Here is a 16,206-nt window from a genome sequence, read left to right as displayed (position 1 = left end):
CCAGCCTTCCCAAGTCCCAGCCCCCGCTGTTGAAGTGAGACCTGCATGGAATTCGAACCGATCGCCGTCGTCGGCCGGGGCTGTGTGCTGCCCGACGCGCTCGATCCGGACACGTTCTGGGACAACATCGCCGCGGGCCGCCTCAGCCTGGCGGCCGTTCCGGAGGGCCGGTGGCGGCTGCCGCGCCGCTGGGCCATGGGCTCGGTGGCGGATCACCTCGACCGCACCTGGACCGATGTCGGCGGGTATGTAAGGGGGTTCGAGTCCGTCTTCGACCCGAGCGGCTTCCGCATCGCCCCGGAGCACATCCTGTCGCTGGACCCGCTCTTCCACTGGGTCCTGTACGGCGTCCGGCAGGCACTCACGGAAGCGGGACGCGAAGGCCCGCTGCCGCGCGCGGGGTTGGTGCTGGGGAACCTGTCGTATCCGACGCCCACGGGGGCGGCCTTCGCCGAACATGTCTGGCTGTCCGCCCAACAACCCCCGCTCCGCGACGCGTTGCTGACGGGAGAGCGCCGGGAGCGGCCCGACGCCCGCAATCGCTTCTCCTCCGGGCTGCCCGCCCGACTCGCGGCCCGCGCCCTCGGGTTGGGCGCGGGCGCGTGGTCGCTCGACGCCGCCTGCGCGTCGTCGCTGTACGCGATCAAGCTGGCATGCGACCGGCTGCACGACGGCACGGCGGACCTGATGGTGGCCGGTGCGGTGAGCCGGGCGGACCCTCTCTATCTGCAGGTGGGGTTCTGCGGGCTGTCCGCGACGAGCCGTACGGGGCGCAGCCGACCCTTCCACCGGGACGCGGACGGGCTGGTGCCCGGCGAGGGCGCCGGGTTCGTGACCCTGATGCGGCTGTCCGAGGCCCGTACCGCCGGGCTGCCCGTGCTCGGCGTGATCCGCGGCATCGGGTTGTCCAACGACGGGCGCGGCGCCGGGCTGATCAGTCCGGCGGAGGAGGGTCAGGTCCGGGCCATGCGTCTGGCGTACGAGATGGCGGGCGTCGCGCCCGAGACCGTGTCGCTCGTCGAGTGCCATGCGACGGGGACACCGGTCGGGGACGCGGTGGAGGCGCGTGGCATGGCCCGGGTCTTCGGGGCCGGTGATGATGTGCCCATCGGTTCGGTGAAGTCGAACGTCGGGCATCTGCTGGCGTCGGCGGGGGTGGCCGGGCTGCTGAAGGTGCTCGGCGCACTGCGTGCGGGGGTCCGTCCGGCGACGCTCGGCACGGAGCGGCCGTCGGAGGCGCTGACGGGCACGCCGTTGCGGGCGCTGACCGCGCCGGAACCGTGGCCGGGGCCGCGACGGGCGGCGGTGAGCGCGTTCGGGTTCGGCGGGACCAACGCGCATCTGGTGGTGGACCTTCCGGACGGCGACCCGGTCGTACCCGCCGTTCCGCGACCGATCCGCCCGGCCACCGCCGCGCCCGCCCCGGCCCGGGTGCCGGATGCGTCGAACACGGGGAGCACGTCGGCCGGTCCTGCTCCCGTGGCGATCGTCGCCCTGGGTGCCCGCGTCGGCGACGGGACCTGTACCGAGGACTTCCGGCGGGCGGTACTGGGCGGTGAACGGCGCGGCCCGGCCAAGGAGATCGCCGTCGAGTTGAGGGACCTGTGCTTCCCGCCCCTGGCCCTGGAGCGAACGGTGCGCCATCAACTGCTGGTGCTGGAGGCCGCCCGGGAGGCCGTACGGTCGGTGTCCCTGCCGCGGGAGCGGACCATGGTGGTCATCGGCATGGGGGTGGATCCCGAGGTGGCCCGAGCGGGCGCCCGGTGGCGGGTCCCCCACTGGCTGGAGCAGGCCGGGCTTCCGGTCACGGAGGCGTCGGCGGGCCTCGCCCGGGACGCGTTCGTGCCGCCGATGACCGCGGACGCGGTGGTGGGCACGCTGCCGAACCTCGTGGCGAACCGGATCAGTACCCAACTCGACCTGGCCGGGCCGGGGTTCGCGATCTCGGCGGAGGAGGCGTCCGGTCTGGTGGCGCTGGAACTCGCGGCCCGCGCCGTCCGGTCGGGGGAGGTCGACGCCGCGCTCGTCGGTGCCACCGACCTGTCCTGCGAGGCGGTGCATCGGGCCGCACTGCACCAGCTCGGGTGCGAGGACGAACCCGGGGACGGCGCCGTCGTCCTGGTCCTCAAGTCCCTCAACTCTGCGCGCAGGGACGGCGACACCGTCGTCGCTCTCCTCGACGAGGACGGTGACAGCGACGTCGCTCTCCTCGACGAGGACAGTGTCAGCGACGGTGCGCCCGACATGGTCATCGGCGACGGCCCGGACACGACGTTCGATCCGGCGTCGGCTTTCGGGCGCGCCCACGCCGCGTACGGGCTGGTCTGCGTCGCGGTCGCGGCGCTCTCGCTCCAGCACCGCGCGGTGCCGCGTCCGGGTGGTCCCGCGGACGCCGCGGCCGTCGCGCATACGGCGACGGCGGCGGTGACGTCGCTGGAGGGGCCCACCGCCGGTGTCCGGCTGCGCGCGGGAGACGAGGCCCGGCCTTGGCTGCGCGGCCCCGCTCCATGCCTGCACGTCTTCTCCGGCACCGACCGCCGGGAGGTCCTGGCCGCGCTGGAGTCCGGTGCACGGTCCGACGTCGGTCCGGCCCGGCTGGCTCTCGTCACCCACGACGACGCGCTGCCGGACCGCATGGAGGCCGCCCGCCGCTGGCTGGCCGAGGGCGGGACCCGTCCGCCCGATGTGCGGTACCGGGACAAGCCGATCGCGGGGCAGACCGCGTTCGTGTACACCAACGGCTCGGCCGCGTACCCGGGGATGGGTCATGAGCTGATGCTCGCGCTGCCGTCGCTCGGCGAGGCCGTCCGCGCCCGACACGGCTCGATCGGCGCACGACTGAGGTCGCGGACGGAGCGCGGGGTGCTCGACCAGATCTGGGCCGCCGCCGAACTCGCGCTCTTCCACACCGTGTTCACCCGCGAGGTGCTCGGGCTCCGGCCGGACGCCGCGCTCGGCTACTCCTCCGGCGAGTCGGCCGCCCTGGTGGCGCTGGGGGCCTGGCCGGACGCCGCCGGGTTGTGGGACGCCACCCGGAACAGCGGGCTGTTCACGACCGAACTCACCGGTGAACTCAGGGCGGTTCGGCGCCACTGGGAGCGTCTGGGCGTCCAGGGCCACCGCTGGTCGAGCTACCTGGTGAGTGCACCCCTGGAGGCGGTCCGTGGGGAACTCGCCGCCGAGCCGGCCGTCCATCTGATGGCGGTGAATGCGCCCGGCGTCTGCGTCATCGGCGGCGAGTCCCGCGCGTGCGCGGCCGTCGTGGCCAGGCTCGGCGCGGACCGCGCGATCCGGCTCGACTACGAACTTGCCGCGCACGCCCCGGAGTTGGCGGAGATCCAAGAGGTGTGGCGGGAGGCTCACCGCCATCCCACGGTCGATGTGCCCGGTGTGCGGTTCTACAGCGGGGCCACCGGCCAGGCGTACCGGCCGACGACCGAGCGGGCGGCCGAGGCGCTCACCGCGCAGGGGTTGAACACGATCGACTTCGCGGCCACGGTCGAGCAGGCGTGGGCCGACGGTGTCCGGGTCTTCGTGGAGCACGGGCCGCGCATGCTGTGCACCGGCTGGATCAAGCGTGTGCTCGGCGACCGGGACCACGTGGCCGTCGCGCTGGACGCCCCGGACGACACCGGGCTGCGGCAGCCCTGCCTGGCGGTGGCCGAACTCGTCGTCGCGGGCGTGCCGTTGCACGCCGACGAACTGTTCGCCCGGCTCGCGCAAGCCGCCACCGAGGTCCCGCGGCCCGGACCCACCATCACCGTGCCCGTACCCGCGCCTCCGTGTCTGCCGCCGCTGGAGCCGACCTTGGTGACCCTGCCCCGGGCCCCCGAGCTGGCGCCGGTACCGGACCGGGAGTCCGGCCGCCCCGACTCACCGGCCGTGGGGCCGCGTCCGGCGCCGGACGTCAGGCCGGAAGAACCGAACGGGCGGATGCCGCAGGCGACGGGCGCCCCTGCCGCGGTCCTCCGGCAGAGCCGACGGGTCGCCGCGCTGCACCAGGAGATCATGGCCGGGCACGCCGAGGCCCACCAGCGGTTCCTGCGGACGTCCGCGCTCGCCGTCCTGGCACTGCGCAAGCACGCGGGCCGTACGGGCGCGGTTCCGGCGCGTCCGTCCGCCGGGCCGCCCTCGTCCCTCGTACCGCTCACTCCCCCGCCGGGGGCCGAACTCTCAAGGCCGGGGCCGAAGTTCGACCGCGCCCAGTTGGAGCACCTGGCCTCCCGGGAGATCTCCACGCTGTTCGGCCCGCAGTTCGCCGAGCAGGACGCGTACGCGGTGCAGACCCGGATGCCCGAGCCGCCGATGCTGCTCGCGGACCGGGTCACCGGCATCGACGCCGTACCCGCGGCGCTCACCGCGCCCGGCCCGGTGCGCACCGACGGGACGATCTGGACGGAGACCGATGTCCTGCCCGGCAGTTGGTATCTGGACTCCACCGGACGGATGCCCGCCGGGCTGCTGATCGAGGCGGGCCAGGCGGATCTGCTTCTGCTCAGTTGGCTGGGCGTGGACCTCCTCAACCGGGGCGAGCGCGCGTACCGGCTGCTCGGCTGCGAAGTGACGTACCACGGCAGCCCGCCGGAAGCGGGTGACACCCTGCGCTACGAGATCCATGTCGACGGCCACGCGGAACACGACGGCGTACGGCTGTCGTTCTTCCACTACGACTGCTACGTGGACGGCGAACTCCGGCTCAGTGCGCGCGAGGGGCAGGCCGGGTTCTTCACCGCGGAGGAGCTGGCGGGCAGCGGCGGTGTGCGGTGGGATCCCGCCGAGCGGGTGCCGGGCGACGACCTGCCGTTCGACCCGCCCGCCGTGCGCTGCGAGCGGACCCACTTCGACGCGGACCGGGTGCGGGCCCTGGCGCAGGGGCGGCCTGCGGACTGCTTCGGCCCCGGTTGGGAGGCGACGGCGGCCCACGTCCGCTCACCGCGGCTCGACGACGGCAGGCTGCGCCTGGTGCACGAGGTGACCGTGTTCGACCCGACCGGAGGACCATGGGGCCGCGGCTATCTGCGGGCCGAGACGCCGCTGTCGCCGGACGACTGGTTCTTCGCGGGGCACTTCAAGAACGACCCTTGTATGCCGGGCACGTTGATGCTCCAGGGCGGTCTGCAGGCGATGGCGTTCTACCTGGCGGCCATGGGCTTCACCGTGGACCGGGACGGCTGGCGTTTCGAGCCCGTCGACGGCCGCCCCTGCAAGGCGATGTGCCGGGGCCAGGCGACGCCGACCGGCCGACGGGTCGTCTACGAGGTGTTCGTACGCGGCGTCTCGGCCGGGCCGGTGCCGACGCTGTACGCCGATGTGCTGGGCTCGGTGGACGGGATGCACGCGTTCCTGGGCCGGGACGTGGCGCTGCGACTGGTGCCCGACTGGCCCCTGTCGCACTGGCGACGCTCGGGCCCGCCGCTGGTGCAGGGCAGCGGTACCCCGGTGCCGCTCCCCTTGCTCGGCGGGCTGGCCGGGCACCGCGAGGAGAAGCCGGTGGCGACGGCGGCCGACGGACTCCCCTTCGGCTACGCCTCGTTGCTGGCGTGTGCCTGGGGCAGGCCGAGTGAGGCGTTCGGTACCGCGTACGCACCCTTCGACGGCACTCGCAAGGTCGCGCGACTGCCTGGCCCTCCCTACCACTTCATGAGCCGCGTCGTCTCGGTGGACGGTCCGCAGGGTGGTATGCGGGAGGGCAGCTCTGTCGTGGCGGATTACGACGTGCCCGCGCGGGCCTGGTACTTCGAGCAGAGCGGCGGCCACGCGATGCCGTTCGCCGTCCTGATGGAGATCGCGTTGCAGCCCTGCGGGTGGCTGGCCTCGTACGTGGGCAGCGCGTTGACGACCGACAAGGATCTGCTGTTCCGCAACCTCGACGGGTCGGGGACGGTCACCGGTGAGGTCACTCCGGCGACGCGCACGGTCCGCACCCATGCCGAACTGACACGTGTGTCCCACAGCGGAGACATGATCATCGAGTCGTTCCGGGTGCGCTGCACGGCCGACGGTGTGCCCCTCTTCGAACTCTCCACGGCCTTCGGCTACTTCCCGCCGTCGGCCTTCGCCCAGCAGCAGGGCCTCCCGGTGTCGGCCGAGGACCGGACCCGTCTCGACGAGCCCGGTGGCCGTGTGGTCGATCTGACCACCCGCGCCGCTCGCTACTGCGCCGGGGAACCCCGCTTGCCGGGCCCGATGCTGCTGATGCTCGACCGGATCACCGGCTACTGGCCGAACGGGGGCAGCAAGGGGCTCGGGCGGCTGCGCTCGGAGAAGGACGTGGTCCCGGGCGAGTGGTTCTTCCGGGCCCACTTCTTCCAAGACCCCGTGCAGCCAGGGTCGTTGGGCGTCGAAGCCATGTGTCAGTTGCTCCAGTACCACCTGCTCGAACGCGGCGCGGCGGACGACATCCCCCACCCCCGCTTCGAACCGGTGCTGCCCGACCACGAGACGACCTGGACGTACCGCGGCCAGATCACCCCGGCCAACCGGCTGATCCGGGTGGAAATGGACATCGTGGAGACCGGCACGGACGCGCGGGGCCCTTACGCGAGGGCGGACGCGACGCTGTGGGGGGACGACACGTGCATCTACCGCGTACGCGGGCTGGGCATGCGCGTGGTGTCCGGCACGGCTCCCGGGCCGTCATCCACTCGGTGACACGAGGCCCCGGACGCACGCGCCGACCGTGGCGCGGTGGCCGGACGGCGAGCCTCGGTCACCTGGTGCCGGGCGCGACACGCAGCGTCGCCGGGCTCAGGTGATCGAGGCTCGCCGTCTTCACGAGGTGTTCGGCCGCGGCCTCACGGCCGCCTTCGCGGAGCGCTCTTCGCGGCGCCTCGGCGGTCGGAGCCGCGGCCACCGGTGCCGGTGGCACCGCCCGTGGCTCCGCCGGTCGCGGTCCGTCGACCGGTGCCGCGGGGCGCCTTGCCGGAAGCAGCGCCGGCCCCCTTGCCGGGCGCGGCCTGGCGGTCGGCGCCACGGCCGCCCGCGGCGCCGGCTCCCGCCCGGCGCTGGGAGCTGCGGCCACCCGTCCCGTTGGCCGTACCTGCCGCCGCCTGGGCCCCGCCCCCGCCGCCGCTTCGGCCTCGGCCGCCGGATCGCCTGCCGGGCTTGGTGCCGGGCTTCCGGTCCGGGCGGGACGCCGCCGGTGTCGCGGGCTGGGGGACCTCGATGGTGACGGCCACGCCGGACGGCTCGCGGGCGCCGGTGATGGTGGCCAGTTCGGTGTCGCTCGACTTGATACGGGCCGTCCGCGGGCGGATACCCGCGTCCGACATGAGCCGGGTGACGTCGCGCTTCTGCTCGGGCAGGACCAGCGTGACCACGCTGCCGGAGCCACCGGCGCGGGCCGTACGGCCGCCCCGGTGGAGGTAGTCCTTGTGGTCGGTCGGGGGATCGACGTTCACGACGAGGTCGAGGTCGTCGACGTGTATGCCACGGGCCGCGACGTTCGTCGCCACCAGCGCGGTGACCTGGCCGTTCTTGAACTGTTCCAGGGTGCGGTTCCGCTGCGGCTGGGTGCGGCCTCCGTGCAGTGCCGCCGCGCGGACACCGACGGCGAGGAGCCGCTTGGCGAGCCGGTCGGCGGACCTCTTGGTGTCGAGGAAGAGGATGACCCGACCGTCACGGGCCGCGATACGCGTGGTGACGGCCTTCTTGTCGGTCTCGTCCTGGAGGTGGAGCACATGGTGCTCCATGGTGGTCACCGCTCCCGCGGACGGGTCCACGGAGTGGACCACGGGGTCGGTCAGGAACCGCTGCACCAGGCGGTCGATGTTGCGGTCCAGGGTGGCCGAGAAGAGCATGCGCTGCCCGTCGGGCCGCACCTGCTGGATCAACTTGGTGATCTGCGGCAGAAAGCCCATGTCGGTCATCTGGTCGGCTTCGTCCAGCACCGTGATGCGGACGTCGCCGAGCCCGCAGTCCCCGCGTTCCACGAGGTCGTTGAGCCTGCCGGGGGTCGCCACGAGCACCTCGGCGCCGCGCCGGAGCGTACCGGCCTGCTTGGTGATGGACAGCCCGCCGACCACGGTGGCCAGGCGGAGGTTCACCGCCGTCGCGTAGGGGGTCAGCGCGTCCGCCACCTGCTGGGCGAGTTCACGGGTGGGCACCAGTACGAGGGCGAGGGGGGCCTTGGGCTCCGCGCGCAGTCCGGCCGTGCGCGCCAGGACCGCCAGTCCGAACGCGAGGGTCTTGCCGGAGCCGGTGCGGCCCCGTCCCAGCAGGTCGCGGCCGGCGAGCGAGTTGGGCAGGGTGGCGGCCTGGATGGGGAAGGGGGTGGTCACGCCCTGCGCGGTGAGGGTCTTCAGCAGCCCCGCGGGCATGTCCAGACCGGCGAATTCCTCGACGGCGGGAAGTGCGGGTGTCGTGCTTTCCGGCAGCCGGAACTCACGTGGCGACGACGCGGACGGAGAGGGTGACGAGGCGCGCCTGGTCGGCTTCTGGGGCCTGCGGGACATGCAGTGATCTGCCTTTCTGGAAACAGCACAAACCGGGGTCCGCACCATGACGGTGCGGACCCCGGTGAGTGGATACGCGTCCGGCGATCAGGCGGGGACGATGTTCTCCGCCTGCGGGCCCTTCTGGCCCTGCGTGACGTCGAACGTGACCCGCTGGCCCTCCTGGAGCTCACGGAAGCCCTGGGTCGCGATGTTCGAGTAGTGAGCGAAGACGTCGGGGCCGCCGCCGTCCTGCTGGATGAAGCCGAAACCCTTTTCGGCGTTGAACCACTTCACGGTTCCCTGTGCCATGACCTTCTCCTTCTGTAGGCAGAGGCCCCATCCGGAGATGCCGGAAAAACAAATAAGCGCCTGAAGGAGAAACATTCCCGTCAGGCGCACATAGGTTCATGGGTACCACAACTGCAACACCAGAACCGTAACACAGCTTGGTGGTCCGAAGCCAGGCGGTGCCGGTGGCCGGTACGGACGCGGCAGGGTCGGATCGTGGCCTGTGCGGACGCGGCGGGGTCGGGTAGCGTGCCCGGCCATGGGGGAGCTGATAGTGATCAGGCACGGCCAGACCGAGTGGAGCCTGTCGGGGCGGCATGCCGGCCGGACCGACGTTCCGCTGACCGACGCGGGTGAGGCGGCGGCCAGGGCTCTCGCACCGAGGCTGGCGCACCGCCGCCTGGTCGCCGTGTTCAGCAGCCCATGAGCCGGGCCCTGCGGACGGCCGAGCTGGCCGGTCTGACCAGCGCGGAGCCCGATCCCGACCTGCTGGAATGGGACTACGGCGGCTACGAGGGCCTGACCGCCGAGCAGATCCGTGCGGCGAGGCCGGGCTGGGACCTGTGGCGGGACGGGGTCGCTCCCGGTGATGCCGATCACCCCGGCGAGCAGCTCCAGCAGGTGGCCGTGCGCACGGACGCGGTGCTGGACCGCATCCGTCCGCTGCTGAGCGAGGGCGATGTCGCCGTCGTCGCGCACGGCCATCTCGCGCGTGTGCTCACCGTGCGCTGGCTCGGCCTCGACGCGTCCGCGGGCCGACTGCTCGGCCACCCGCATCCTGGCACCCTCGGCTTCCTGGCCATCGAGGACGGTCAGCCGTGCGTCTCCGCCTGGAACGTCCCGTAGAGATCCTGGAACGTCCCGTAGAGATCGGACGCCCTCCACACCATCTGGCTCGTCACAGGATTGATCTTGTCGACCCACTGACCCCACTGACCCCACTGACCCCGCCGCTCCCGGGAACGAGGTCGATTGTCAGTGGTGGGTGAGACGGTGGGTGCATCGAACCGGAAAGAGGGGGCTGTCATATGTCCGGGAGCCAGAACTACATCAACCACGTCGCTCTTGTGCTGGACGCAAGTTCGTCCATGCGGCATCTGAGCGGCAAGGTCGTCGAGGTCGCCGACCAGCAGATCGCCTATCTCGCCCGGCGGTCGCGGGAGTTGGACCAGGAGACCCGTGTCACGGTGTATGTCTTCGCGAGCAGCGTGGAGTGCGTCATCTACGACAAGGACGTGCTGCGGATGCCGTCGCTGAAGGAGTTGTACACGACGGGCGGGATGACGGCGCTGCTGGCCGCCGCGCTGAAGTCGCAGCGGGAGCTGGCGCAGACGGCCCAACTGTACGGTGACCACAGCTTCCTGACGTTCATCCTGACCGACGGGCAGGAGAACGCGAGCCACCGCTGCCCGGACGCTCCGTCCACCCGGCAGCGCGAACTGGTCGAGGCCGTGGCCGAGATGACCAGGACGCAGGAGGACAACTGGACGCTGGCCGTCCTCGTACCGGACCAGATGGGCAAGCGCGAAGCCATGCAGTGCGGCTTCCCGAAGGACAACATCGCCATCTGGGACGCCACCAGCACCCAGGGCCTGGAAGAGGCCGGGCATGTCATCCAGGAGGCCACCGAGAAGTTCATGGTGGGCCGTACCAAGGGCATCCGCGGCTCGCGGGCCGTGTTCTCCACCGGCGCGGAGGTGGTCAACAAGGACACCATCAAGGCGGCCGGCCTCACCCCCGTGAACCCCTCCACGTACGAACTGCTCCCGGTGACCCGTGACGCGGCGATCCGGGACTGGGTCGTCGAGTGCGGACACACCTACCGCACCGGCTGCGCGTTCTACCAGCTCAGCAAGTCCGAGAAGATCCAGGCCAAGAAGAAGATCGCGGTGCTGGAGAAGAAGACGGACCGGATATACGCGGGCCCCGAAGCCCGTGCCCTGCTCGGCCTCCCGGACGCCGAAGTCCGCGTCAAGCCGGACCACAACGACGACTTCACCATCTTCGTGCAGAGCACCAGCGTCAACCGCAAGCTCGTGCCCCACACCCGTCTGCTGCTCATGCCCTGACATCCGGGAGAGCCGGGCCGCGGACAGGGGGCCTACTTCGGCGAGCGGGTCCAGGCGCGGACGGCCAGCTTGCCGGTGGTGCCGAGGTCGAGGCGGGGTGTCACGATCACCGGATCGGCGCCCCGCTCGGCCCGCACCCTGACATGCGGGACGTTGACGGCGGTGCCGAACTCGGTGGTGTTGCGCCACATGAGGCCCGACGAGGCACTCTCGCCCGGCTTCAGGACCAGCGGGCGGGCCGGTTCGTCGAAGTCCGTCCCCGTGGTGATGCCGCCGCTTCCGTGCACGATCCGGACGCCGTCGACGGGTGCCAGGTCATCGTCCAGCAGTTCCAGGAGCGGATAGCCGTTGAGCGAGTAGTCCCGCTTCCCGCAGTTCTGCAGGTGCAGACCCACCACCCGCAGCCCCATCGCGGCGTCGCCGTCATCGGCGCTGACACGGATGCCGGAGGGCGGGCACTCCCCCGACGCGGACGGCGCCTCGGCGGTGGGCACCTTGGTCACTCTGCCGACCTTGACACGGGTCACCCGGGACGAACCGGGTGCCCACTCCCCCAGCCGGACCGTGCGGCGCACGGTCGCGCCGGGTGCGACCGTGCGCACGGTCTCCTCCCTGTTGCTCATGACCCCGCCGGCGTCGTCGGTGAAGTCGAACAGGATCGTGTAGGTCAGCGCCTGGGTACCGTCGTTGGTGACCTCGTAGGCGGCCGAGATCCCGGAGTCACGGCCGATGGTCAGGGGGTCGGCGTGGACGGAGTACCCGTCGGAGCCCGCGCTCGGGGTGGGCGTGGCGGAGGGGAGGGTAACCGAGGTGATCCGGACTCCGTCAACGGATGGACCTTTGACCGGAGTCGGGGACTCAGGGGCAGCGGCCTCGCCCGTGCCGGGGGTGCCCGCGTGTTCGGTTCCGCACGCGGTGAGGAGCAGGAGTGCGGCGAGGGCGGGAAGAAGGGGGACGGCTCTGCGCATCCGGTCACCCCATCAGGGGCACGAGTGTCCGGCCGTGATGGAAGCCATAGTTCCGGTCACAGGCCTGTCACAGACGACGTGCCTGCCATCCCACGGGCCGGCCCACGGCCTGATGGCCTCCATGGGCCGCTCATCGCAGGCGCGGCGGTCTGCGGGGCGGTGGGACGGCCGGGAGGATCTCCCACAGCGGTCGTTGTCCGCGGGCCCACTGTTCGAGCACGCGCCGGTCGACGAGATGCAGGCGCTGCTGCCGGGCGAACTCCCGGGCGGGCTGGGAGATCCTCCCGTTGGTCACCATCACGACGACGTCGCCGCCGTGCACCGGGCGGCCGGTGCCGTTGAGGGTCTGGAGGTCCGGGGTACCGACCGCCGAACCGTCGAGCCCCTTCTTGCGGTGCTTGCACTGGATCACCCAGTAGCGGCCGAGCGGGTCGTGGCCCTTCACATCGGCGCCGAGGTCTCCCCGGCCGCCGCAGCGCAACGCGTCGCGTGAGCCGTCGCGCGCGAGCAGGTCACGGACGGCGAACTCGAAGGCGCTGTGGTGCATGGCGTCCAACTCGCCGAGCGAGTACGTCAGTCCGTCGACCCTCAGCCGGGCTGACCGTATCCGGTCGACCTTCTGGTGGATCCAGGCCGCGAGCACGAGCAGGGCCAGGAGGCCGAGCACGAGCAGGACCCACCAGTGCGCCCACACCCACTGTCCGACCTTGACGAGCAGCAACCCGCCGACGACCAGCACGCCGAGGCCGACGAGCAGGTTCTCGTCACTCTTGCGCCGACGCCGACGCCGACGCGGACTCATCGGGGCACCCCCGCCGCCAGGCCCCCGTGTGACCGGCACGGTCGTATCCCTCGTACCCCTCGTAACCCCTGTTCCCTGGCACGGCTCCCCCTCGTGTCCATCCGCCCATCTCAGCAGCAAACAGCGGAAGTTGACCCGACAACGCGATCAACCGGCCGAAAATCGCCGACGGACGGGATCAGATCTCCAGGGTCTCGGGGCACCGGGCTCCCGGTGTCAGCGGCGAGCGCACCACAAGACCCGCGTAGCCCGCCTCGTAGTCAGGGACACGGTGGTACTCAACGCCGAAGGAAGCACTGTCGAGTTGGGCACGGACCACCTGCATCCCGGGCGGCGTGGCGCCCATGTACAGCAACTCCGGGTGCTTCTTGTACTGCGCGATCTCCGCGTCGTGCTGTCGCTGGTGTGACAGCGCCGGGCCGACGAAGCCCCCGTAGGCGACTCCGGCCGCCAGCGCGGCGACCGCACCCCAGCGCACCCACCGGCTCGGCACGAAGAACGCGGCGACCACGACATACGGCACCCCCGTCAACGCGTAACGCATACCGGCGCTCCCCAGGCCAACGCCCGTGCTGTAGGCCACCAGACCCGCCAGAACGCCGAGCGTGCCGAGGATGAAGACCAACACCGCCCACCCGAGCCGCTTGGACAGGGTGCCGCACAGTGGCACCACGGTACGCACCGGTATGCCCGCCATGGACAGCAGACCCACCACCAGCGGCGCGCCCACCAGGAACACCGGCACCGCCGCACCGACTCCACCGCCCCAGCCCGCCACGAACATCCCGAAGCCGAGCATCGGCACCGCGGCCGTCATCGTCGCCCAGACCAGGAGGAGATGCAGGGCCGTGAACGTCTGTCTGTCACTCGTCATGCCGCGGCATCCTGCCAGCCGACAGTCCGACGTACATGAGTTCTCGTACTCAGAAGAGAACACTCACGTCAGCGGTCCGCCAGCAGAGTCCACAGAGTGCCTCGACCGGCGATCAACTACGCGCATACTCTGCTCGACGGACTGGTGATGTCGTTCGGAACGGGGGCGGGAACGTGGGTGAGGCTGGGATCGAGGGGCGGCTCTGGGGGGCGGTTCGGGATGGGGATGCCGACGTTGTGCGGGAGTTGGTGAGCCAGGGGGCCGATCCCGATGTCGTGGGGTCGGACGGACTGCCCGTGTTGTGTGTCGCCGTCGCTGCGTACGACGAGTCGGTGGCCGAGGCTCTGGTGGAGGGTGGGGCGGACCCCGACCGGGTGTTGCCGGACGGAACCACGCCGCTGTCGCGCGCCATTGACGGGGGCTCTCCGGCGGTCTTCTCGGCTGTGCTGGGCAAGGACCCCGGGGTCCGACTTGACCGGGCCGCCCGTGAGCGGCTGCTCGCGTCCGCCCGGACGTGGTACGAGACAGGCTCGGCCGAGGAGTTGCGGCGCAGGAAGGGCGCCTCTGGTCCGGCCCTGACGGTCCGGGTTCAGGACGACGAGTACTGCTGGGTCGATCAGGTCTCGTTCGGCGGCCTCGCCGTGCGGGCCGGGCACGGCGCCATCCTGACCTCACTGGAGTGGGCCTTCCGTATCCTGACCCCCGTCGACGAACTGATCGCCCGCGCCGTGAAGCAGCCGGACGAGGACCATGTGGACTGGTCCACGGTCCGCTGGATCCTCCTCCAGCGGCGCAGCTTCGAGACCTGGTCGGAAGTGGTGGCCCGGCGTCACGACCCGGACCGGGCGCCTCTCCTGTTCGTGCTGGATTACCTGCGGACGCGGGGGGTGATCGGCACCAGCCCCTACTACGAGAAGAAGGAGAGCGAACTCCTGGCCGCCTGGGCAGCCGAGAAGACGGACGGCGAGATACTCGCGAAGGTGCTCGCCGCCTTCACCGAGCACGACCATCCGGACCAGGAGGCCATCGGCCTTCGCCACGCCGACCATCCCGACCCGCGCGTACGCCGTGAAGTGCCCTACGCCCTCTGCGTGGAGTGCACTCCCCGCACGCCCGAGGCCAGAACCGCCCTGCGCGGACTCATGGTCGACCCGGACGCCGAGGTGCGGCTCAGGGCGTGCACCATGAGCCTGGGGGACGACGACCTCCGCCCGGAAGCCATCCGGGCACTGCTGTTGCTGGCCAAGGCACCGGACGCCGGTGTGCGGGGTCCGGCAGCGGCGGCGTTGGCCGGCTCCCGGGACCGTACGCCCGCCATCGCCGACGCCCTGGCGGCGTTGCTCGACGAGGACGACCGACTCGTACGTCTGGAAGCCGCGTACGGTCTCGCCGTGCGCGACGACCCGCGCACCGCCGAGGCGATCGAGCGGGTGGGGCCACTCGGTGAAGGCTTCGAGTACGACCATCGGGCCGACGCGCTCTGGCGATGGAGGTGGCGGCAGGAGAACGCTGCGGACGTTTGACGATCGTTCGGCGTGCGGGGAAGGATGACAGTGATGATCGTCTGGGTGAACGGTGCGTTCGGCAGCGGGAAGACCACTCTGGTGGAGGAGTTGCGCTCACGGTGGCCCGAAGCGCTGGTCTACGACCCGGAGTTGGTCGGCTATGTGCTGCGGGAGATCGTGGACGTGCCTACCGGTGACTTCCAGGATCTTCGGCTGTGGCGGCGGCAGGTCGCTGACCTCGCGGTAGGGCTGGTCGAGGAGTACGGCCGCCCCCTCCTGGTGCCCATGACGCTGGTCGACCCCGGGTATGTCGGCGAGATCTTCGGCAAGTTGAAGGACGCCGGTATCGAGGTTCACCACTTCTTCCTCAAGGTCTCCCAGGAGACCTTGGAGGCGCGTATCGACGGCCGGAGCTTCACGCCGGACGATCCCGAGCAGGACGCGCGGGTCCGGCGCTGGTGCAAGGGCAGGATCGAGCCGTGCCTGGCCGCGGCCGACCTCCTGCCCAGCGAAACGGTGTTCCTGGACGGCGAGTTGCCGCCCACCAGGTTGGCCGACCTGGTGCTGGCCCGTGTCGGCGCGGATGGAGGGCGGTAGGACATCCGGAGCGGGCGAACGATGAATACCCGTACGCCGTCCACCCGTACGCCTTACGCCCGTCCGCCCGGTCTCCGTGTCCCGGCCCCCGGCCCGCTGCTCCTCCTCAGCTCGTCGCCTTCTTGACCAGCACGCTGATGCGTTCCTCGTCGGCCGCGGTCAGCTCTGTCAGGGCGTAGGCCGTCGGCCACATCGCGCCGTCGTCGAGCGCGGCCTGGTCACTGAAGCCGAGCGTGGCATACCTCGAGTTGAACTTCTGCGCGCTCTGGAAGTGGCAGAGGACCTTGCCGTTCCGGGCGTACGCGGGCATCCCGTACCAGAGCTTGGGCTTGAGGTCCGGCGCCGCTGCCTTGACGATGGCGTGGACCCGCTCGGCGAGGACCCGGTCCGCGTCCGGCATCTCCGCGATCTTCGCGAGTACGTCCTGCTCCGCCGCCGCTTCCTTCTCCGCTCGCGAACCGCGCCGCGCCGCCGCCTTCTTCTGCTCTCGCGCGTGCTCCTTCATCGCGGCCCGCTCCTCGGCGGTGAATCCGTTGTGCTGCTCGGCGTCCGTGCCGGGGTTGTCGTCGGACGGCTGTGTGGACTGCATGGCGTGGTTCCTCTCGTACGGTGGTGCGGTGGGTCGGGACGTGCGGCAGTCAGGAAGTGGTGGTTGCCGTTCCATCACG

At 71.4% G+C, this 16,206-nt stretch carries 10 protein-coding genes and 1 pseudogene; 5 read left to right on the top strand and 6 right to left on the bottom strand.

Annotated features, from left to right (window positions below):
• Positions 1-45: 45 nt before the first annotated feature.
• Positions 46-6,651: a type I polyketide synthase gene (locus NGF19_RS16210; protein WP_252425630.1), complete on the top strand. Its 6,606-nt coding sequence runs from the start codon at positions 46-48 to the stop codon at positions 6,649-6,651.
• 143 nt (positions 6,652-6,794) lie between these two features.
• On the opposite strand, the gene NGF19_RS16205 is transcribed toward NGF19_RS16210, so the two are convergent.
• Together NGF19_RS16205 and NGF19_RS16200 are read right to left on the bottom strand one after the other, a co-directional pair.
• Positions 6,795-8,453, bottom strand: coding sequence for a DEAD/DEAH box helicase (locus tag NGF19_RS16205; protein ID WP_252425629.1), 1,659 nt, complete (start codon positions 8,451-8,453; stop codon positions 6,795-6,797).
• 87 nt (positions 8,454-8,540) lie between these two features.
• Complete coding sequence (locus tag NGF19_RS16200) at positions 8,541-8,744, bottom strand: cold-shock protein (protein WP_252425628.1); 204 nt, start codon at positions 8,742-8,744, stop codon at positions 8,541-8,543.
• Positions 8,745-8,982: 238 nt separating this feature from the next.
• On the opposite strand from NGF19_RS16200, the pseudogene NGF19_RS16195 reads away from it, so the two are divergent.
• Both NGF19_RS16195 and NGF19_RS16190 read left to right on the top strand, forming a co-directional pair.
• Positions 8,983-9,569: pseudogene (locus NGF19_RS16195) on the top strand (histidine phosphatase family protein).
• Positions 9,570-9,751: 182 nt separating this feature from the next.
• Complete coding sequence (locus NGF19_RS16190) at positions 9,752-10,792, top strand: vWA domain-containing protein (RefSeq protein ID WP_252425627.1); 1,041 nt, start codon at positions 9,752-9,754, stop codon at positions 10,790-10,792.
• Between the two features lie 32 nt (positions 10,793-10,824).
• On the opposite strand, the gene NGF19_RS16185 is transcribed toward NGF19_RS16190, so the two are convergent.
• The 3 genes from NGF19_RS16185 to NGF19_RS16175 all read right to left on the bottom strand — a co-directional run bounded on the left by NGF19_RS16185 (position 10,825) and on the right by NGF19_RS16175 (position 13,436).
• Positions 10,825-11,760: a DUF4232 domain-containing protein gene (locus NGF19_RS16185; RefSeq protein ID WP_252425626.1), complete on the bottom strand. Its 936-nt coding sequence runs from the start codon at positions 11,758-11,760 to the stop codon at positions 10,825-10,827.
• A 130-nt stretch (positions 11,761-11,890) separates the two neighbouring features.
• Positions 11,891-12,562, bottom strand: a complete 672-nt coding sequence (locus NGF19_RS16180) for a restriction endonuclease (RefSeq protein ID WP_252425625.1) — start codon at positions 12,560-12,562, stop codon at positions 11,891-11,893.
• A gap of 178 nt (positions 12,563-12,740) precedes the next feature.
• Positions 12,741-13,436 (bottom strand): hypothetical protein, encoded by a 696-nt coding sequence (locus tag NGF19_RS16175; protein WP_252425624.1) that lies wholly within the window; start codon positions 13,434-13,436, stop codon positions 12,741-12,743.
• Positions 13,437-13,609: 173 nt separating this feature from the next.
• On the opposite strand from NGF19_RS16175, the gene NGF19_RS16170 reads away from it, so the two are divergent.
• Both NGF19_RS16170 and NGF19_RS16165 read left to right on the top strand, forming a co-directional pair.
• Positions 13,610-14,959, top strand: a complete 1,350-nt coding sequence (locus NGF19_RS16170) for an ankyrin repeat domain-containing protein (RefSeq protein ID WP_308288490.1) — start codon at positions 13,610-13,612, stop codon at positions 14,957-14,959.
• A gap of 33 nt (positions 14,960-14,992) precedes the next feature.
• Positions 14,993-15,538, top strand: a complete 546-nt coding sequence (locus tag NGF19_RS16165) for a P-loop nucleotide/nucleoside kinase family protein (protein ID WP_252425622.1) — start codon at positions 14,993-14,995, stop codon at positions 15,536-15,538.
• Between the two features lie 106 nt (positions 15,539-15,644).
• On the opposite strand, the gene NGF19_RS16160 is transcribed toward NGF19_RS16165, so the two are convergent.
• Positions 15,645-16,127: an iron chaperone gene (locus NGF19_RS16160; RefSeq protein ID WP_252425621.1), complete on the bottom strand. Its 483-nt coding sequence runs from the start codon at positions 16,125-16,127 to the stop codon at positions 15,645-15,647.
• Positions 16,128-16,206 lie beyond the last annotated feature (79 nt).

This window comes from Streptomyces macrolidinus (assembly GCF_023887685.1).
GTDB classification, from domain to species: Bacteria; Actinomycetota; Actinomycetes; order Streptomycetales; family Streptomycetaceae; genus Streptomyces; species Streptomyces macrolidinus.
The sequence above is the reverse complement of the archived record's forward strand: the minus strand, read 5'-3'. Positions and strand labels throughout refer to the sequence as shown.

Bases quoted from the DNA above. Each gene is read 5' to 3' on its own strand.
- NGF19_RS16210 (WP_252425630.1), top strand. From the start codon at position 46: ATGGAATTCGAACCGATCGCCGTCGTCGGCCGGGGCTGTGTGCTGCCC.
- NGF19_RS16205 (WP_252425629.1), bottom strand. From the start codon at position 8,453: ATGTCCCGCAGGCCCCAGAAGCCGACCAGGCGCGCCTCGTCACCCTCT.
- NGF19_RS16200 (WP_252425628.1), bottom strand. From the start codon at position 8,744: ATGGCACAGGGAACCGTGAAGTGGTTCAACGCCGAAAAGGGTTTCGGC.
- NGF19_RS16190 (WP_252425627.1), top strand. From the start codon at position 9,752: ATGTCCGGGAGCCAGAACTACATCAACCACGTCGCTCTTGTGCTGGAC.
- NGF19_RS16185 (WP_252425626.1), bottom strand. From the start codon at position 11,760: ATGCGCAGAGCCGTCCCCCTTCTTCCCGCCCTCGCCGCACTCCTGCTC.
- NGF19_RS16180 (WP_252425625.1), bottom strand. From the start codon at position 12,562: ATGAGTCCGCGTCGGCGTCGGCGTCGGCGCAAGAGTGACGAGAACCTG.
- NGF19_RS16175 (WP_252425624.1), bottom strand. From the start codon at position 13,436: ATGACGAGTGACAGACAGACGTTCACGGCCCTGCATCTCCTCCTGGTC.
- NGF19_RS16165 (WP_252425622.1), top strand. From the start codon at position 14,993: ATGATCGTCTGGGTGAACGGTGCGTTCGGCAGCGGGAAGACCACTCTG.
- NGF19_RS16160 (WP_252425621.1), bottom strand. From the start codon at position 16,127: ATGCAGTCCACACAGCCGTCCGACGACAACCCCGGCACGGACGCCGAG.